Consider the following 17323-nt stretch of genomic DNA (forward strand, 5'->3'; position numbering starts at 1 on the left):
GTTTTGCAGCCTTGGGCGGCTCAGGAACCGATCTGTCCCTATGCCGCCGGCGAAAAGTCGGTCTGAAGTCCTGACCTTTCCGTATGCCTGATCGTCACAACTGTGCCTGGGGAAGCGTCGCTTACCGTCAATTCGCCTTCGAGATTCTTGACGAGCGCCTCGACGATACCGGTGCCTAACCCGGCCTTGGGCGCGTCGTTCCCGATAGGCATTCCAGTTCCGTCGTCGGATATGGAAAGGGTCCAGTCTTTGCCCGAAGACAGATAGTTGATCTCGATCGTTCCGTTCCGATCGTCGCTGAAGGCATGCTTCAGAGCGTTGATCACGAGTTCGGTAACGATCAGACCCAGACTGATAGAGATATCCGCCGGGACGGTGCTGTCATCGACCGTCACCTGGATCGACAGCCGCTCGGGCTCCGCGATCATCGATGCGCCGAGACTTTGGCAAAGCTGCGTGAAATAGGCACGTAGCTCAACGCTGCCGCCGGCAGAGGTGGAGAGCTGACGCTGCAGGGCCGCAATCGACATGATGCGGTGACGGGCGTCATGGAGATGCCCGCGGACCTCCTCCGACTGAACGCGGCGCGCACTCTGCATGAGGACGCTGGCAATGATCTGCAGGCTGTTGGCGACCCTGTGCTGAACTTCCTGCAGAAGGATGGCCTTGTCGCGAACCAGATCGTCTTTCAGGCGAGCCTCAGCGCGCATGTCGGTCACGTCGGTGATGGCGACAAGCAGGCGGATATGCTCGAGGTCGCCGTCGTCGAGCTTTCGCGCATTGATGATCAACTGTCGCGTTTTCTGGTCCGGACGCTTCAGGTCGATCTCGTAGGCATCGATGCTCACACTGCCGGTGACGGTCGCCGTCAACAAGGAGTCGAGCCTCGGCATTGCCCATTCCCCGTGCCCGAGTTCGCCGAGGCGCTTGCCTGTGACGGAGGCCGTGGCAATCTCGAATGCTCGGCAGAAGGATGCGCTCGCTGCGATGATCCTCAGATCATCGGACAGAAAAAGCAGCGGTTCGTTGGACGATGTCACCACGGCAAGTGTGCTTGCCGCTTCAAAATGCACTGTTGGTGTCTGTGGCATATAGGGGCCCTCAAGGGCCGAAGACTCACGGCGCAAGTCATCACTCGGCAGGAGTGTCGACAGAAACGATGAGGTCAATTCCGACTGGAGGAGGATAACACACCGGATGTGCCTGCCATGCATAATTTGTTTGATTGATTGGTGAAAACGAAGCTGGAGCGTCTGAAGCTTGCTGATTATCAAGCGAATGCGGCGTTCTGCCTCCGGGAGCGACTGAGGGCCTTGGAGTGTCTGTTGAAGGCCGCCTTAGGTCGAGGTGCAATCCGGTTTGTCATGCTCGATGATAACGCATCTAGCCTGAAGACCTTTCCCATCTGCAGTCGGCACAGGTCCGATCAATGTGTCAGATCACTCACCCGCATCCTCAAGGTTACAACGACCCCTCCGGCGGTCCATTCGTGCGCAATAGAGCCCCCGAGGTGACCACTGACGGTGCGGTGGAGAAGCTTGCTTCCATATCCTTCAGGTGAGCGGCTCGGTATGTCTGGCCCGCCCTGCTCGCTCCAGAGGATCTCGACATCCTCTTCGACGGTAGAGCCGGAGATATCGAGCAAACCTTGCTCGGACGACAGAGCGCCGTATTTCAAAGAATTGGTCGCCAACTCGTGGATCACGAGGGCAAGGCTTGTCGCTGCCTTTTCGCCGATCCCCATGCGAGGAACGGCGACACGGATCCGACCTGCGAAGGCGCCGATGTCATCATAAGGCGCCAGCAGAACCGAGAACAGGTCGCCAAGCAGGGCGGCACTTCCCTGACCATTGGGTAGAGGCCGTACCAGGTCATGGGCACGACCCAGCGCGGTCAGTCGCTGGGTCAACTGCTTCGCCATCTCCTCTTTCGTCTCGGTCGTCCGTGACGTGATTGTCGTCAGGCCAGACGCTAGAGCGAGAAGGTTCTTCACCCGATGGCTCATTTCACCGGCCAGCAACTCGTGGCCTTCCTCCGCCTGCTTGCGCCCCGTAACATCGAGAAAAATGCCCGACATCTTTCCAGCGGCGGCATCTCCGTTGCTTCCTTGACCCCGTGCCGAAATCCATCGCACATCCGATGCGCTCGTCAGAATTCTAAAGTCGATCTCGAACTGGCCTTCGATGACGCGGGTCGCCATGAAGGCCGTCCTCACGCGGTCGCGATCCGCAGGATGAACCTGCGCGGACAAGTGTTCAAAAGTCAGTACGGTGTCCGGAGAGATGTCCCAGAGTTCGAAGCCTCTGGCATCCATGACGAATTCGTCGTTTTGAACAATCCACGTCCAAAGAGCGACCCCGGCGGAGTCAATCGCGCTTCGCAGTGCTTGCACGTCCCAGTCTGTATGCGTTGGACCGTCGTCGTTCATGCAGGCTCTCCCGTTCGACGGTGCAGTGCATCGATCCACAATCCGTGGACGACCTTACAGGCAAAAGACTGCCAGTGACCAGTCTGTTCAGTTTCCGACGCAATTCCCTGATGCGCATCCGGAATGCGGAGACGAAAACTCGTCGCTGCAAGCGAAGAAGATGCAAAGCGAGCCAACGTCGGAACATTAATCACGCCGTCGTGTTCTTGCTACGAGACCTAGCAACCAGGTCTGCAAAGAGGAAAACTCATGAAAAAGATGATTTTCGCGGCGGCGCTCGTGTGCGCCTCGGCAGTGTCTGCCTATGCCCAGACCACGACGGTTCCGGCCATGGATGGCGACACGCCTGCCGTAGCGACACCGGATACGCCGAATGCTACTGCCCCTGTGGAGGGCGCAAATTCCTTCACCGAGGAACAGGCACGGCAGCGCATTGAAGAGGCAGGCTACACCGGCATTGCCGACCTCATGCTCGACGATCAGGGCGTCTGGCAGGCCACGGCGATGAAGGACGGCAAGTCCATGCCGGTCGCCATGGATTACCAGGGCAACGTCGTCTCGAAATAATTTTGCGGAAACGCAGAGAAAGGTCATTCCCATGAAAACCGTTACCGGACTTTTTGACAACTACAATGAGGCATCCGCCGCAGTCAGCGCACTGGAAGCGCGTGGCATCCCGTCCGAAGACATCAGCATTGTTTCGAACAATGCCGACAACCGCCACAGGCATGAAGGCAACGACAACGGTGCCGCAGAAGGTGCGGGTGCCGGTGCCGGTATCGGCGCTGTCGTTGGTGGTGCCGGTGGTCTTCTGACCGGTCTCGGCATCATGGCCATTCCAGGCGTTGGCCCTGTCGTCGCCGCCGGTTGGCTTGCGGCCACTGCTGCAGGCGCCATTGCCGGTGCAGTTGCCGGTGGTGCAGCAGGCGGATTGATCGGTGCACTCACCGATTCCGGTGTCTCCGAAGATGAGGCCCATGTCTACGCGGAAGGTGTTCGCCGTGGCGGCACACTTGTCACAGCTCGCGTGGATGACGGTATGGAAGCCGAGGCGGAAGCGATCCTCAAGCAGTCCAATCGCGTCGATGCAATGGCGCGCCGCCAGGCCTATTCGGAACAGGGTTGGACGAAGTTCGATCATTCCGCTGATCCCTACGGCCCAGCCGAAATCGAAAAGGAGCGGGACCGCTATCGCGTTCGCACTCTCTAACCAATAACAATCGAGGATCGGCTCACGCCGGTCCTCGAACTCGTTCTGAAACATCATCTATCAACAGGGATGTCGGTTGGCTTTCCGGAACCCCAGAAGGTCACCCATGCGAAGCATTTCCGATACCATCGAGCGGCTCGCTCGTGCCCGAGCGAATGCGCAAGGCGGCACTTACCGGCCGAGCACGTTGACCAGACTGGACGGCCCGGTGCAAAACCCCGGCCAGCTAACGGGCTGGTATCAGTGCCCGGACAACCCGGCTTCGCCACCTGCTCTTGTGGTGATCCTGCATGGTTGTACGCAGTCGGCGGCCGCTTACGATCATGGGTCCGGCTGGTCGCGGCTCGCCGAAGACTATGGTTTCGCGGTCCTCTTTCCGGAACAATCCCGCCAGAACAATGCCAATCTCTGCTTCAACTGGTTCCAGTGCAATGACGTCACGCGCGACAAGGGAGAGATCCTGTCGATCCGCGAGATGATCGCGAGCATGGTCGACCTTCACGGTATCGATCCGCGTCGTGTGTTCGTCACCGGCCTCTCGGCGGGTGGCGCCATGGCCAATGCGCTTCTCGCCTCTTATCCCGAGGTCTTTACCGGTGGTGCGATCATCGCAGGCCTTCCTTTCGGGGTCGCCTCGACGGTGCCGGAAGCATTTGATCGGATGCGGGGGTATGGCCTTCCATCCTCAACGATGCTCGATGCCAAGCTGAGGAACGCCTCAGCCCATGAAGGACCTTGGCCGACGGTATCCGTATGGCACGGAACGACCGACAACACCGTTTCAGACGCAAACTCCCGTGCGATCATCGATCAGTGGCTCGGTGTCCACGGGGCGGACGTGGGATCGAGCGAGGCTCAGCTTCTCGATGGCGGCCACGCGCTGGAAACCTGGAAAGACGCATCCGGCCGCGATGCCATCGAGCATTACCGGATTGTTGGAATGGGTCACGGAACGCCCGTCGATGCGGCTTCCGGATACGGTCGACCAGCTGCTCACATGCTCGATGTCGGGATATCCTCCACCGTGCACATTGCGCGCGCCTGGGGATTGACCCCGTCCTTTGAGCGGAGAGAAAAACCCGCAGCGTCAGATGCGCCAGGCGCTAAGTCGCAGCCTGGTCAACCACAGATGCCTGAGGGAGTTCAGCAGGTCATCGAAGACGCGTTTCGGGCCGCAGGACTGATAAAGTGAAGTCTCACGGACATCAGGCTTTGCTGCCGAGGCTGCCTGGCGATGTCTGCTTCGCATCGAAGCCGCGTGACCACTGTTGCGAGGCTCATGCCCAAGATCGTTAATCCCGGATTTCCGGAACTTCCTGGCTCCCCAGATGTTGCCAATCATAACCTGCTACGAAATCTGCCGCTGCCAAAGTGCGGATAGTCCGCGAATGAAGGACAAGTCCATGATTAGATTTTTTGCTTGGTCCATGTTCACCACGATGGCGCTAGTCTTAGCTTACTGAAGTATTGCCCGTGCCAAGCGGTGGGCCCGCTTCGAGCGGCGACTAGGTTACTTGCCACCTCTTTATGATGTGGACGGTGTCCAGACTCTCCTGAACAGCCTCGATTGCACTGCGATTGCCAAGATTGTTGACCCGTCTGCATAAATCAACGAAGGCGGCTACGACATCGAGCATGAGCACACCGGCACCAGCCTTCACGTGGCCGATCAGATTATCACCACTGTGGTGCGGAAAGCGGGCGCCCTCGCCACCACGGAGGGACCGGCCGATGCAGAATGAACCGATGATCGCGATTCACTCACTTGTTCGCTTCTCTAGACTGGCAGTCCTGGTCCGGGTCCTTCCAAATGTAAAACGCGTTCCAGACGCCCGGCCACGCGTCGAGCACGTAAACGCTCGACCGGTCCCCCCCGGGGTGGGACCAAATTCTTCGCTACAAGACCGACCGAGGCAACTACCCCCAAGGTGATGATGATCAGCGGGACGACGGGCCAATGAAAAAGACGATCGCCAGACATATGAGCAGGCAAGGGCGGTAGATGGTCAGTTTTGTCATGTGTTGCTTCTGATATTCTGCAGGCGGACGATATTGGGGAGCCAAGTTCAGCGCAAGAGTTCATACACCCCGTCGCGCCGACCGAGGGTGGCAGCCCATATCGGCTGCTTAGTGCCCCAATTCGGCCATTCGCGATGCTGGACCTAAATCCCGTAACCGGTCGCTCGCTGCGCCGCCGACGACAAGCCAGTGTCTTTGTACAACCCTTGTCGTCCAAGTCTGACGCGAACAAACTTCGCTGCTGAATCCAGTGAAGATTTCAAATCGTGATCGTTCAACCTGACTGGATATACAATGCTGTCTGATTTGTATTTGACTGCTGCTGACTTGCGATGAGTTGGGTGGCATCCGCTCCGCTCATGGGCCGTCCGAACAGGTATCCCTGGATGAGATCCGGCTTGAGGGCCGCAAGCACAGCCATCTCCTCACGGATTTCGACGCCCTCGAGCACGCAGCGCAAGTTGAGCTTGGAGCACAGGGCAATGATCGCGGCGACGATTTCGCGCGATGTGAGGCTGTGGGCAACCTTGCGGATGAAGCTCCTGTCGATCTTGACCTTGTCGAGCGGAAGCTGATCGAGATACTGGAAGCTCGAATAGCCAGATCCGAAATCATCGAGTGCGACCCTGCAGCCGCTGCTTCTCAACCTGTCGAGAACAGCGCTCGATGTTGTGAGATCGGACATCACCGCTGTTTCGGTGATCTCGAATTCCAGACGACCCGGCGAAATCTCCTCCTTCATGATCTGACCTAGAAGCGAGAGGACAAAGGTCTGATCCGAAATGTCCCGTGCTGACAGGTTGAAGGACAGACTGATGTCGTCAGGCCATTTCTTCAGCTCCGCCAGGCCCTTGCGGAACAGGATGGCGGTGACCTTCTGAATGAAGCCGGAGCGTTCGGCGACACGGATGAAATCGTCAGGACGGACAAGCCCGAGCCTGGGATTTTGCCAGCGGGCCAGTGCTTCGAAACTGACGATACGCTGCCTGCTTGGAGAGTATTGCGGCTGAAACAGCAGGAACAGCTCCTGCTCGAGGTTGCCTTCGCGCAATTCCCGTTCGATGGCGATGGCGTTCTCCATCTCCTTGCTGTCAGTGGTGTCGAAAACGATGCACTGTCCGCGGAACCGGGCCTTGGCTTTGTAGAGAGCAAAGTCGGCCTGCTCGTAGAGCTGTGTGCTCGCCATTCCCATGTCCGGATAGTGCGAGAAACCCGCGGAAGCGCCGACCGAGAGCTCCTGGTTGTCAATGATATAGGGCGCAGTGATCGCCTTTAGCCAACTGCCGGCAAGCGCTCTGACCTGCGATTCTGTGACGTTGCCGGTCAGAACGACGGCAAACTCGTCACCACCGATCCGGCCAATCATGGCCCCCTCGAAATGCAGCTCCGTGGCCCGCGCGACGGAGGCGCGCAACAGGCGGTCGCCCATCGAGTGACCGTACACATCGTTGATGCCCTTGAAGCCGTCGAGATCGAATATGCCCAGCCAGAATGGCGTACGCTGCTCGATCAGCCGGTCGATCTTTTCGAAGATGGCGCGCCTGTTCGGGATCCCGGTCAGCATATCGGCATCCGCAATGGCCCGCGCCTTCACCGTCAGCTCATCGGCCAGCAATCGTGCGTCGATCTGGCGAATGATCGCATGCCTGAGCAGTCCCGTCATGCTCACTGAAGCGAAGGCAGTCGCAACGACAATGGAAACATACTCTGCGTAGAGGTCCTCAGGGAGAGACGTGGAGAACCAGTAAAGGGTGGCCAATGTCAGTGGAACGCTGATCATGACCGTGCGCGTCGTGGCGCCGGTGATTGCAAAAATGAAGGCGAGCAACACGAAGTATATGTAACGCGTTTCCACATTGTAGACGAGCAGGTAGCTCAAGAGGTTGAGGTACATGAACAGATGCATGGCCAGATTATGCAATTCGAGCTTGGCCAGAGACATTGTCCGGTTGTTCGCTAGAAACTTGTGAAACAGATAGAAGCCGAAAGCCGTCGTCATACTGATGAGGGAGAACGCGACCAGCATAAGGCCGGTCTGCGTCTGCCAGTGCTCCCAGGTGACGAAGAGATAGTAGCCGCAGGCGGGGATCAGGATCGGTCGCAGGATCGGGATATAGGCATCCACCATTGCCTGCTGTCGTGCCGGGTCGGTCGATATCCTGAGCTGATTGAGCAGATTGGCAATTTTCATGGAGAGAGTTTTTTGTTTTCGCCTGATCCGGAAGTTTGGCGCTCTGATGGAGATAAACGCATAGATTTTCCCCGTTTATTGTCTGCCGTCAAAGCGTGTAGTCGCGGTCCAGCCCGACTTCGTGTGATTGTCGGGATATATATCAGTGAGATTTAAAACAGGTTTACGGCATGCCCATTTTGGAGCAGCGCGAAATTTTCCCAAGCCAATGCGTGCGCGATGATCGATATCGTCAGTCTCAGCAAGGCCTATGGCGCCAGCACGGTTCTGGACGATTTCAGTCTGACGTTTCTTGCCAAAGGCGGGTTGACGGCGATCATCGGACCGAACGGCGCGGGCAAGTCCACCCTCCTGTCGATCATCGCGCGCCTGATGCTGCCTGACGCTGGCACGGTTCATCTCGAAGGGCTCGATGTCTTCCAGGCCAAGGGCGAACTGCTCGCCCAGCGCCTTTCGATCCTCAGGCAGGATAACCACATGGCCGCGCGGTTCACCGTCAGCGATCTCGTCGCCTTTTCCTATTCGAATGGACGGCTGACGGTTGCCGACAAGGCAAAGATCGACGAGGCGCTGGCTCATCTGAAGCTGCGACCGCTTGCCGATCGATATCTCGATGAACTCTCGGGCGGCCAGCGGCAGCGCGCCTTCTTCGCGATGATCCTGTGTCAGGACAGCGATTACACGCTGTTCGATGAGCCGCTCAACAATCTCGATATCCCGCATGGCGTCGCCATGATGGCGCCCTCAAGCAGCCGAGCCGGGATCTCAGCAAAACCCGCAAACGTTGGTGCGCACAAGCTCTTCCCGTTGATCCTCGAGCCTGTCGAGCTCCTCGTCAAACCCTGAAATCCGACAGCGGCCTTCCGCCACCCTCTGTCATATCCGGGCGATGATGCTCCCTTGCAATCTCGCCGGTTCTGCTCAGGCTTTGTGATCGAGGAGACCTTGAGCGAGACGAACTGATCCACCGAGCCCAACAGCCATACATACTGAGCCAGACAGAAGATGGGGTCAGGCAGAAGCATCTCGACACGGCTGCGAATGGTGTGGAGCATGGCTTCATGCCGATACCGATGAGCAGTGACCTCATACAAGTCGAGATCCAAATACGGGGTCCTCGATGCGTCGATGATCAGCCAGATGAAGGCTCTGGAGGATGAGAGCCATCGGATGAGGAAGATGTATGCCGAGATGAGCGTGCAGGCCGAGCTTCTGAAGGAGGCTCTTGGGAAATAACGCGGCTATCTCGACGACGGGATATGGCTGGGCAAGCAGTGGTGGGGGTGCACGGGGTGATCATTGCGGTTGCCTGCCGTTGCTTCCATGTCAGTAAGACCTGCTCTCTTTATAGCGCCAAGTTGAACGACGATAACGAGGAGGTCGCCGATCTCCCCGTCGGGCTGACGCGGGCGAAGAAGACCTGGGGCTTCGGCCTGTGCTTCCTTTACCTGCGCAATATGTCCGGGGACATCGCTGGAACCACAGGCGTGTGTGCGGCATCTGTCGCAAGTCTTAGGATCAAGCCACGCTGGCGTTTGAAGCAGGACAAGCCCGATGCGTTGACTGTGCCGGAAGCAACGAGCCTGGTCTGGTCCAGGGGTTTCATGGCGGATCGTTTGGAGGATGGTCGGCAATTCCGACTGCTGAAAGTCTTGGATAACATCAACCGCTGGGGCCTGGCATCCAAGTGAACTTTTCGACGCCTGCAGAACGCGTCATCCGCACACTGAGCCAGATCGTCGAATGGCGCGGTAAACCGACGATGATCCTCCGTGACAATGGCTTCGCGCGCCGTCGGCAATGTTAGAGCAAGATTGCCGATAACGAACGGCCGAATATGGGCATTGGCAGTTCGGAAAAAGTCGGCAATGAACTTGATGTCGGCGAATGCTGCGATCGCTAAGGGTAGCCAAGCTTATTCAGGTCAAAGACAGCCTAGCTCGTCATGGAATTTCATCGGCAAAAACATGATAATTGAACTCATGTTTAAACTTGACTCCTTTGGTATCCTTTAATACGACCCGCTCTGTCCACTAGTTCTGAGGGGTTGAACCATGAAATTCCAGGCCATAGCGACGCCTTGCGCGTCCACGCGTCACCGTGTCCAATTTCTTGCTGCAAGTGTTGCAGTGATAGGCATTTGCTTGCCGAGTGCCGGTCAGGCCGACGATACGATCCTTGATCAGATCGTGGTTTCGTCGCGATCGGACAAGAAGCTCCACGATGTGCCGCAAAACATCACGGTCGTGACCCAGGAGCAGTTGGACGATTACAACATCCGAGACATTCAGGATCTCGTGCGGCGGGAGCCCGGCGTGTCGGTCTCAAGACAGACTTCAAGCGTCAATCCCTGGGGGCAGCTGACTGGCTTTACGATCCGCGGCATGGGCGGTAACCGCGTGCTGACCATGGTCGACGGTTCGCGCGTTCAGGAACTCATCACCGACGGCAGCCGCGACTTCTTCGACATGAGCAATTTCAAGGCGGTCGAGATCGTCCGTGGGCCCAATTCGGTCCTGTGGGGTGCCGACGCACTCGGTGGGTCCGTCATGTTCCGCACGCTCGATCCCTCGGATCTCCTTGCAGATAGCGACAAGCCCTGGGCGTTGGAGATGAAGACCAGCTATGACAGCTTCGACGATAGCTGGAACAAGCAGGTGACCGGCGCCTATGATTTCGGAGACCTGCATATCCTCGGCAGCTACGGCCAGACATCTTCGCATGAGGCCGAGTTCAGCAATGCGCGTGCCGACGGCGGGATCTGGGGCTGCAGCCGGCTCTATCTGGGATGCAACGAGCTCTTCCCCGCGGACACAGATGTCGAAAACGCACTTCTCAAGATGGTCTGGACGCCGGATGCCCAGAACACGGTGAAGCTGACGGGAGAGCTCTTCGGTCGCGCGACGGAAGTTCTCCAGCTCTACGACATGAGCGCATCGGGCACGGGTATCCCGTCCACCAGCGCCTATAACAACGACCCCTATGTCCGCGATCTCGACATGAGCCGCAAGCGGTTCGCGCTTGAACACGAGTGGCTGGCGGATCTGCCCTGGCTCGACAGCCTGAATTGGCGTCTGTCTTATTCGCCCCAGGAGCGCGTAACCGACAGCGATCAGCGCCGCGTCTATTCGAACCGCGTCGAACTGCGCAATCAGTATCGTGACTACAGCGAAACTTTCCTGGAAGGCGACATTCAGCTGAAGTCGAGCTTTGATCTCGGGCCAACCCGTCACAGCCTTACCTACGGCTTCGATGGCGATCATACCAAGGGTGATTACGCGGGTATCAACACCACCTACAACTCCCTGACCGGGACGACGACGGTGGCCACCAACCAGGGTTTCAGCTTCCCCCGCGTCGAGACACAGCGCGCCGACTTCTACATCCAGGACGAAATCGCGCTTCTTGATGATCGCCTGACCCTGACGCCGGGCCTCAGGCTCGCCACCTATTCGATCGACCCGACAGGGGATGCGACATATCCCGGGCTGCCCGGCTATGCGCCCGCGAAAAAGGAAAGCACCGAGCTGTTGAAGGCCTTCAGCGCAACCTACAAGCTCGACGAGACCTACTCTGTCTATGCGTCCTACGGAGAGGGCTTCAAGATGCCGACCTCGGCGCAGCTCTTCCAGTCGAGCACGGACATCTTCAGCGGCTCCTCCATCATCCCCAATCCCGACCTGCGACCAGAATCGGTTCAAAGCTACGAGATTGGACTTCGTGGTGAGTATGAGCGTGGCTTCTTCAGCGTGAACGGCTTCTATGCCGACTACAAGGACTTCATCCGCAGCCTCCAGGCAACAACGATCCTCAATGGCAGCGGCACGCCCGTCACGGCCTATACCTCGAACAATGTCGAGGATGTCAGGCTCTGGGGCATCGAGTTCGGTGGCGAATACGAAGTTCTGGATTACACCACGCTCTCGGCCAATCTGAGCTGGAGCAAGGGGCGCCAGAAAGTCAGCGCATCCTCTGCCGAAACGGCCTTCGATGGTGCGGCACCGTTTACCGCGGTTCTCGGGGTGAAGCACGAACTGCCGGATTACCACCTGCAATTCGAGCTGTTCGGCACCTTCGCCGCCGGCCGAACCGAGGCAAGCAACACTGCCTATTACCTGCCCTCCGGCTACGCGGTCTTCGATGCCTATGCCAAGTGGACCCCGCGAGAAAACCTGGAAGTGACCTTCGGGATCGAGAACATCTTCGACCGCCGATACTTCCCGAACACGCTGACCGGCTACAACACCGTCGCCGGTTCGGCGGCGGTTGCCAATGTCAATCCGCTGGAACTGCAAACGGGGGCCGGTCGCACATTCAAGGTCGGCGCGACGGTCAAATTTTGAGCCATACCGGTGCCGGGCAAGCAACCGGCACCACCCTTTTCAGAGGGAGCATCATGTCGACCCTGTTTCAACAGTTCAAACGTCTGATCGTCATTTGCATCTCGGCTCCGGGAGGCAAGTTCAGCGTTGCGCTTTATGCCCTGGCCATCGCTCTCAACCTCGGCAGCGTCTACGCTGCAGTTCGTCTGGTCGAGTGGACGGGTCAATTCTATTCTGCCATCGAAAAGGTTGACGGACCCGAAGTGCTCCGGCAGATCGGTATCTTTGCCCTGATCATCGCTTTGAATTCCGTGCGCGGCTTGTCTTACGAATACCTGCGCAAGGTGCTGGAGATCCGCTGGCGGAAGGCACTGACAGACCATGCGATCGCATTGTGGACCCGCAACAAGGCCTTCTGGCACATGGCGGCTGACCCGGTCGATCGCATCGACAATCCGGACCAGCGAATTGCGGAAGACTGCCGGCTGTTTGCGCGCGGCCTGCTCGGCGAGACACTGGATTTGATCGGCGAGATCGTCGGCCTGTTTTCCTATCTGACAGTGCTCTGGGGACTGTCCAACTTTGCCCTGTCGCTGGCTCCCCTCGGGCTGGACCTCGAGATCCCGCGCTACATGGTCTGGGCGGCCTTCCTCTATGTGGCGATCAGCAGCCTGATTACCCATCAGCTGGGTAAGCCGCTTAAAGGTCTGCTTGCCGAGCAACAGCACAAGGAGGCGAGCTTTCGGTTCGGCCTCGCTCGCTGGCGGACGGCTTTCGACGAGGTCGCACTTTCAAATGGCGAGGCGGCCGAACGGCGAAGCTTTTCTGCCCGCTTCGACGCGCTGGCTGCCAACTGGCGGCGACTGATCCGCGCCGAGCTCGTTCTGGGCAGCTTTACCTTCCCGTTTCGGCATTCCGTGCTGCGGATCCCGCTCTTCGTGGCGCTGCCGGGCTATCTGGCCGGTCATGTTGCCTTCGGTGGTTTGATGCAGCTCAGCATGGCCTTCTCCCAGGTAGTCACCACACTGTCCTGGTTCATCTTCTCCTATCGGGATCTCGCCGAACTTGTGGCCACGGCATCGCGCCTCGACGGCTTCCTTCAAGCCGCCGAGCGCCACGGATCGCATCCTTCGCCACTATCCAGGATAAGCCAATCACAGTCTCTCACGCTGCAGGACATTAGGGTTTGCTCGGCCCAAGGTGAGCTTCTCCTGAAACTGCCTGATATCTCGCTTGATCCCGGCTCTACCTTGCTTCTTCGTGGGCGATCTGGAATCGGCAAGACGACGATGGTCAAGCTTCTCGCCGGTTTCTGGCAGCATGGCTCCGGTTCAATCACGCTTCCTTCGGACAAGGTGCTTTTCCTGCCGCAGAAGGCCTATATGCCGCTCGGCTCACTGGCCGATGCCGCCGCCTATCCCCGCGCAATCGGTGATTTTGGACAGGAGACTGTGGCATCGGCCCTGCACGCCGTTGGTCTCGAACGAATGCCGGAACGTGCCGCGATCGAAGCCGAACGCGACCTTGCCTCACTGTCGGGCGGTGAAATGCAGAGGCTCGCACTGGCCCGTATTCTGTTGCAACGACCGGATATTGCAATCCTCGACGAGGCAACCAGCGCGCTCGACCAGGCGGCCGAAACCGAGCTTCTGGCACGGATCCGCGAGCATTTGCCCGACATGATCCTGATCCTGATCTCGCATCGCGTCCCCCAGACGCCATCAGACATGCAGATCCACGATATCGACAACCATCCGAAAGTGCTGGCTGTCGCCAGCTGACGCCATCCTCCATCGAACCCATGACGGAAACAGACATGACCATCAACGAACCCGTAACCCGGCACCACCTGCAGGCAAAGGCAGAAGATATCATCCGGCGGCTCCCCGAAATGGGCAAGTTGATGATTATCGGAAAGGGCAAGGGCGCCACCCACGAACGCATCGGCAAGGTCGAGATGGTAGGGGAAGTCTCTGGCCGCTTCGTCTGCGGTGGCGCCCATCACAAGTCCCGTATCGATCCGACCCTGGTCTGCGAGATCGTCTTCGATATCTCCAGCATCATGCAGAACCAGGTTTATCCGCGTCTGGAATTCAACAAGGCTGACGGCGGCACGCTTTTCGCAGTGGTCGGCTTCGAAGGGCTCGAACCTTTCGCAAATGTCTTGTCGGATCTGCAGAGGACTGTCGATCCGAAGAAGCGGGACCTCACCCGGCCTGACAGACCGGATCTGGACCCTGCCGATCCGGGACGTCTGCCACTGGATCTAGCCTTGGCCGAGGGCTCTGCGATCACCATTCGTTATGACGAGCCCGGCTTCAGCCAGAGCTGGACGGGACCGGTTACCAAAGTCAGCCCCGGCATGGGCTTCATCAACATCATGACCGAGGATTTTCATCTGCATCTGCTCGGCGGCACTGTCGCACGCTGGGAAGAGACAGAGGTGGCCGAGGGACGGATGCAGCTTGCCGCCATAAACCACGAAGGGCAGCTGGTCGGCTTGACCCTACTGGTTCCAGCATTTGAAGATGCAGTTTGACGGTGGAGAAGGGCATGGTGGAACATCAGCCGGGCAGTTGGCGGGACGGTCATACGTGCGAGATCCTGCAGCATCAGGCGCTAATGCAGACGCTTGCTGAAAAGCAGGCGGTCTTGCTGGGCGAGACCCATGACCGATATGATATACATCGTTGGCAGTTGCATGTCCTTGCCGCGCTGCATGCTTACAAGGCTGATATCGTCGTCGGTTTCGAGATGTTTCCGAGACGCGTTCAGCCGGCGCTGGACCGCTGGGTTGCTGGTGCGCTCACCGTTGAGCAGTTTCTCGAGGAAGCGGAATGGGCAACGGTCTGGGGCTTCCAGGCCGAACTTTACCTGCCGATCTTCCACTATTGCCGGCAGTTCCGTCTGCCGATGAAAGCGCTCAATTGCCACCGACAACTGGTGACGGAGGTTGGCAAGCTCGGGTGGGAGGCGATCCCGGAGGCGGAGCGGGACGGGTTGACGCCGGCACGGCCGGCGACGGCAGCCTATCGTCGCTTTCTCTTCGAGTATACGGGAGGTTCAAGGCCGGAACGTGCGGCTCAACATGCGGACGATCCTCAGTTCGATCGATTTGTTCGGGCCCAGCAGACCTGGGACCGTGCGTTTGCCTGCAATATCGCAACTGCGCTTGAGGCAGACCCGTCGGCTCTGGTCGTCGGCATCATCGGACGTGGGCATCTGGAATATGGTCACGGCACTCCAGCGCAGCTTGCCGATCTGGGGATTGAGCACGTTGCGGTTCTGTTGCCCGAGGACAGCTTGGAATTCGAGATTGAAAGAAAGCCCGGCATGGCCGATGCCCTCTTCATGCTTGCTCGACTCGACGCACCTGAATGAATCGCCAGATTCCACGGTGCTTCTTTGCGCAGCACTCGTCTCTTGGCGATGCTCATCTCAACTGGCGCTCATCCTTTGGCTCTCTAGACAGAGATGGTCCGTAGAGGCGAGAGGTCGTTGTGGGGCCGAGCCGGCGACGTCTTATGTTGCTCAATCCTCAGTTGGACGACATGTCCCTGGGAACTGTCGATGGTGTCGACATGTTTCCGTCGGTGCCACTTGGCACTCCCACCCAAGCGAGGGGACGGCCCCAATTTTCCAAGCGCATCCTGCCCTTCGATCTAGCTACTTCTCAATTCCAATCCGAACTGATGGTTTGCTCGGGTATTTTGGAATGCTATTGGCACTGCTTGTGGCGATACTGCAGGCACCGCGACGGCAAACAGCCTCACAATCGCAAACCGCAACATAAGCCCTTTCGAGGCTGTTGCGCTGAAGGTGATCAATTCCTTGTCCGCATGTTACTCTTCTCTAAACGCCCTGGTGATCTGGTCGGTAAAGGGCTTCGCGAGGAACGAGATGACAGTCCTTTCCTCGGTCTCGATATAAACCTCGACGGGCATGCCGGGTGTGAGCTTGGCCGCGAGGTCGCCGAGGTCATTTGGGGAGAAGGTCACGCTGGTCTTGTAGAAGGGCAGGTTTGTTGCCTTGTCGACGATGGTTGCGCCTGGGATCATGTCGACGGCACCAACGATTTCCGGCGTGGTCTGCCGATTGAAGGCCGTGAAGCGCATGCGCGCGGTCTGGCCCACGAAGACACGATCGATGTCGGTGGGGGCGACCTTGACATGGACGTTGAGGGCACTGTCCCTCGGTACGATGGCCATGATCACCTGGCCCGGTGCCACAACGCCGCCGACGGTATGCGCCTGCAGGTCGTAGATCGTGCCGCTTTCCGGCGCCTTGACCACCGTGCGGTCGAGCCGGTGGGTGAGCTGAAGAGCACGTTGCTCCAGTTCTGAAAGCCGGGCTTCGACCGAGACGATCTCCTTTTGCAGTTCCGTCCGGCTGGTCTGGTCGACCGACATCAGTCGGACCTTGAGTTCGCTGATCTGGCCTTCGGCCTCGGCAACACGGGCGAGAAGATCGCCGATCGTGCCCTCGATGCGAACCATCTGGCGGCGCAACCCGCGCAGTTCAGCCGCCTTGGCGAGGCCCTTCTGCACAAGACCTTCCTGCATGGCGAGTTCTTCGGCGAGCAGTTCGCTCTCGGAGTGGTTCGCCTTTTCCTGTTCTCTCAAGCCGTCGATCTGGTTGCCCAGCTGCGAGATCTGCATTTCGATCTGCTGCTTCTGGTTTGCCCGCATGTCCCGGTTCTCGGCAAACAGCTTGCTCTCCTCCCGCGTGATGTCCGGGGAAAGATCGAGACCGTCAAAGGACAGGAGGTTTTTACCGTCGCGCTCGGCAACGAGGCGCGCGCGCATCGCCTTCAGCTGGGCGACCTGCGATGTGACTATACCGAGCTCGATGCGCAGCTGCGTGTCGTCGAGGCGCAAGACGACGTCGCCCTTGTCGACCAGAGAGCCTATCTTCACAGGGATCTCGACGATTGTACCACCATCGACATGCTGGACCTGTTTGGTCTCGCCGATGACGACGAGTTCGCCCTGCGAGATGACGGCGCCCGCGAGCTTCGCCTGGGCGGCCCAGCCGCCAATCCCGACCGTCAGGGCAAGACCGAGTACGGTCGCTGCGAGCATGCGTCCCTTCAGCCCCTTGCCGGAGAGCGAGACTTGCGTGTTCTTGTCATCAAGGCGCTGTGTCATGGTGTG

At 58.6% G+C, this 17323-nt stretch carries 12 protein-coding genes and 1 pseudogene; 9 read left to right on the forward strand and 4 right to left on the reverse strand.

Annotated features, from left to right (window positions below; translation table 11 throughout):
* Positions 1 to 38: 38 nt before the first annotated feature.
* Both BSY240_RS16330 and BSY240_RS16335 read right to left on the reverse strand, forming a co-directional pair.
* Entirely contained in the window at positions 39 to 1091 is a 1053-nt protein-coding gene (locus BSY240_RS16330; RefSeq protein WP_069042986.1) for a sensor histidine kinase, read from the reverse strand.
* Positions 1092 to 1426: 335 nt separating this feature from the next.
* The gene (locus tag BSY240_RS16335; RefSeq protein WP_054149561.1) at positions 1427 to 2428 is read right to left on the reverse strand and encodes a sensor histidine kinase; all 1002 of its coding nucleotides are present in this window, start codon (positions 2426 to 2428) and stop codon (positions 1427 to 1429) included.
* A 249-nt stretch (positions 2429 to 2677) separates the two neighbouring features.
* Between BSY240_RS16335 and BSY240_RS16340 the strand changes: the two genes are divergently transcribed.
* The 3 genes from BSY240_RS16340 (at position 2678) to BSY240_RS16350 (ending at position 4830) form a co-directional block, all read left to right on the forward strand.
* Entirely contained in the window at positions 2678 to 2995 is a 318-nt protein-coding gene (locus BSY240_RS16340; RefSeq protein WP_069042987.1) for a PepSY domain-containing protein, read from the forward strand.
* Positions 2996 to 3026: 31 nt separating this feature from the next.
* Positions 3027 to 3638, forward strand: a complete 612-nt coding sequence (locus BSY240_RS16345) for a general stress protein (protein ID WP_069042988.1) — start codon at positions 3027 to 3029, stop codon at positions 3636 to 3638.
* Between the two features lie 106 nt (positions 3639 to 3744).
* Entirely contained in the window at positions 3745 to 4830 is a 1086-nt protein-coding gene (locus tag BSY240_RS16350; protein WP_069042989.1) for an extracellular catalytic domain type 1 short-chain-length polyhydroxyalkanoate depolymerase, read from the forward strand.
* Positions 4831 to 5931: 1101 nt separating this feature from the next.
* Here the strand turns inward: BSY240_RS16350 and BSY240_RS16355 are convergent.
* Entirely contained in the window at positions 5932 to 7848 is a 1917-nt protein-coding gene (locus tag BSY240_RS16355; RefSeq protein WP_069042990.1) for a putative bifunctional diguanylate cyclase/phosphodiesterase, read from the reverse strand.
* Between the two features lie 219 nt (positions 7849 to 8067).
* On the opposite strand from BSY240_RS16355, the gene BSY240_RS16360 reads away from it, so the two are divergent.
* The 6 genes and pseudogenes from BSY240_RS16360 (at position 8068) to BSY240_RS16390 (ending at position 15551) form a co-directional block, all read left to right on the forward strand.
* The gene (locus BSY240_RS16360) at positions 8068 to 8694 is read left to right on the forward strand and encodes an ATP-binding cassette domain-containing protein (protein ID WP_069042991.1); all 627 of its coding nucleotides are present in this window, start codon (positions 8068 to 8070) and stop codon (positions 8692 to 8694) included.
* Positions 8695 to 8937: 243 nt separating this feature from the next.
* Positions 8938 to 9631: pseudogene (locus tag BSY240_RS23740) on the forward strand (IS3 family transposase); the annotation flags it as partial.
* A 361-nt stretch (positions 9632 to 9992) separates the two neighbouring features.
* Complete coding sequence (locus BSY240_RS16375; RefSeq protein WP_069042993.1) at positions 9993 to 12191, forward strand: TonB-dependent hemoglobin/transferrin/lactoferrin family receptor; 2199 nt, start codon at positions 9993 to 9995, stop codon at positions 12189 to 12191.
* 53 nt (positions 12192 to 12244) lie between these two features.
* On the forward strand, positions 12245 to 13951 hold the full coding sequence (locus BSY240_RS16380; RefSeq protein WP_069042994.1) for an ABC transporter ATP-binding protein/permease: 1707 nt from the start codon (positions 12245 to 12247) through the stop codon (positions 13949 to 13951).
* Between the two features lie 35 nt (positions 13952 to 13986).
* Positions 13987 to 14709 carry a hypothetical protein gene (locus BSY240_RS16385; RefSeq protein ID WP_069042995.1) on the forward strand — a complete coding sequence of 241 codons (723 nt, stop codon included), beginning with the start codon at positions 13987 to 13989 and terminating at the stop codon, positions 14707 to 14709.
* A gap of 14 nt (positions 14710 to 14723) precedes the next feature.
* The gene (locus tag BSY240_RS16390) at positions 14724 to 15551 is read left to right on the forward strand and encodes a ChaN family lipoprotein (protein ID WP_069042996.1); all 828 of its coding nucleotides are present in this window, start codon (positions 14724 to 14726) and stop codon (positions 15549 to 15551) included.
* Positions 15552 to 16012: 461 nt separating this feature from the next.
* Here BSY240_RS16390 and BSY240_RS16395 read toward each other — a convergent pair whose 3' ends face one another.
* Complete coding sequence (locus BSY240_RS16395; protein WP_069042997.1) at positions 16013 to 17317, reverse strand: HlyD family type I secretion periplasmic adaptor subunit; 1305 nt, start codon at positions 17315 to 17317, stop codon at positions 16013 to 16015.
* Positions 17318 to 17323: the final 6 nt, after the last annotated feature.

This window comes from Agrobacterium sp. RAC06 (assembly GCF_001713475.1).
Classification (GTDB): Bacteria; Pseudomonadota; Alphaproteobacteria; order Rhizobiales; family Rhizobiaceae; genus Allorhizobium.

Coding starts and splice junctions, on each gene's coding strand:
- BSY240_RS16330 (WP_069042986.1), bottom strand. CDS start 1,091: ATGCCACAGACACCAACAGTGCATTTTGAAGCGGCAAGCACACTTGCC.
- BSY240_RS16335 (WP_054149561.1), bottom strand. CDS start 2,428: ATGAACGACGACGGTCCAACGCATACAGACTGGGACGTGCAAGCACTG.
- BSY240_RS16340 (WP_069042987.1), top strand. CDS start 2,678: ATGAAAAAGATGATTTTCGCGGCGGCGCTCGTGTGCGCCTCGGCAGTG.
- BSY240_RS16345 (WP_069042988.1), top strand. CDS start 3,027: ATGAAAACCGTTACCGGACTTTTTGACAACTACAATGAGGCATCCGCC.
- BSY240_RS16350 (WP_069042989.1), top strand. CDS start 3,745: ATGCGAAGCATTTCCGATACCATCGAGCGGCTCGCTCGTGCCCGAGCG.
- BSY240_RS16355 (WP_069042990.1), bottom strand. CDS start 7,848: ATGAAAATTGCCAATCTGCTCAATCAGCTCAGGATATCGACCGACCCG.
- BSY240_RS16360 (WP_069042991.1), top strand. CDS start 8,068: ATGATCGATATCGTCAGTCTCAGCAAGGCCTATGGCGCCAGCACGGTT.
- BSY240_RS16380 (WP_069042994.1), top strand. CDS start 12,245: ATGTCGACCCTGTTTCAACAGTTCAAACGTCTGATCGTCATTTGCATC.
- BSY240_RS16385 (WP_069042995.1), top strand. CDS start 13,987: ATGACCATCAACGAACCCGTAACCCGGCACCACCTGCAGGCAAAGGCA.
- BSY240_RS16390 (WP_069042996.1), top strand. CDS start 14,724: ATGGTGGAACATCAGCCGGGCAGTTGGCGGGACGGTCATACGTGCGAG.
- BSY240_RS16395 (WP_069042997.1), bottom strand. CDS start 17,317: ATGACACAGCGCCTTGATGACAAGAACACGCAAGTCTCGCTCTCCGGC.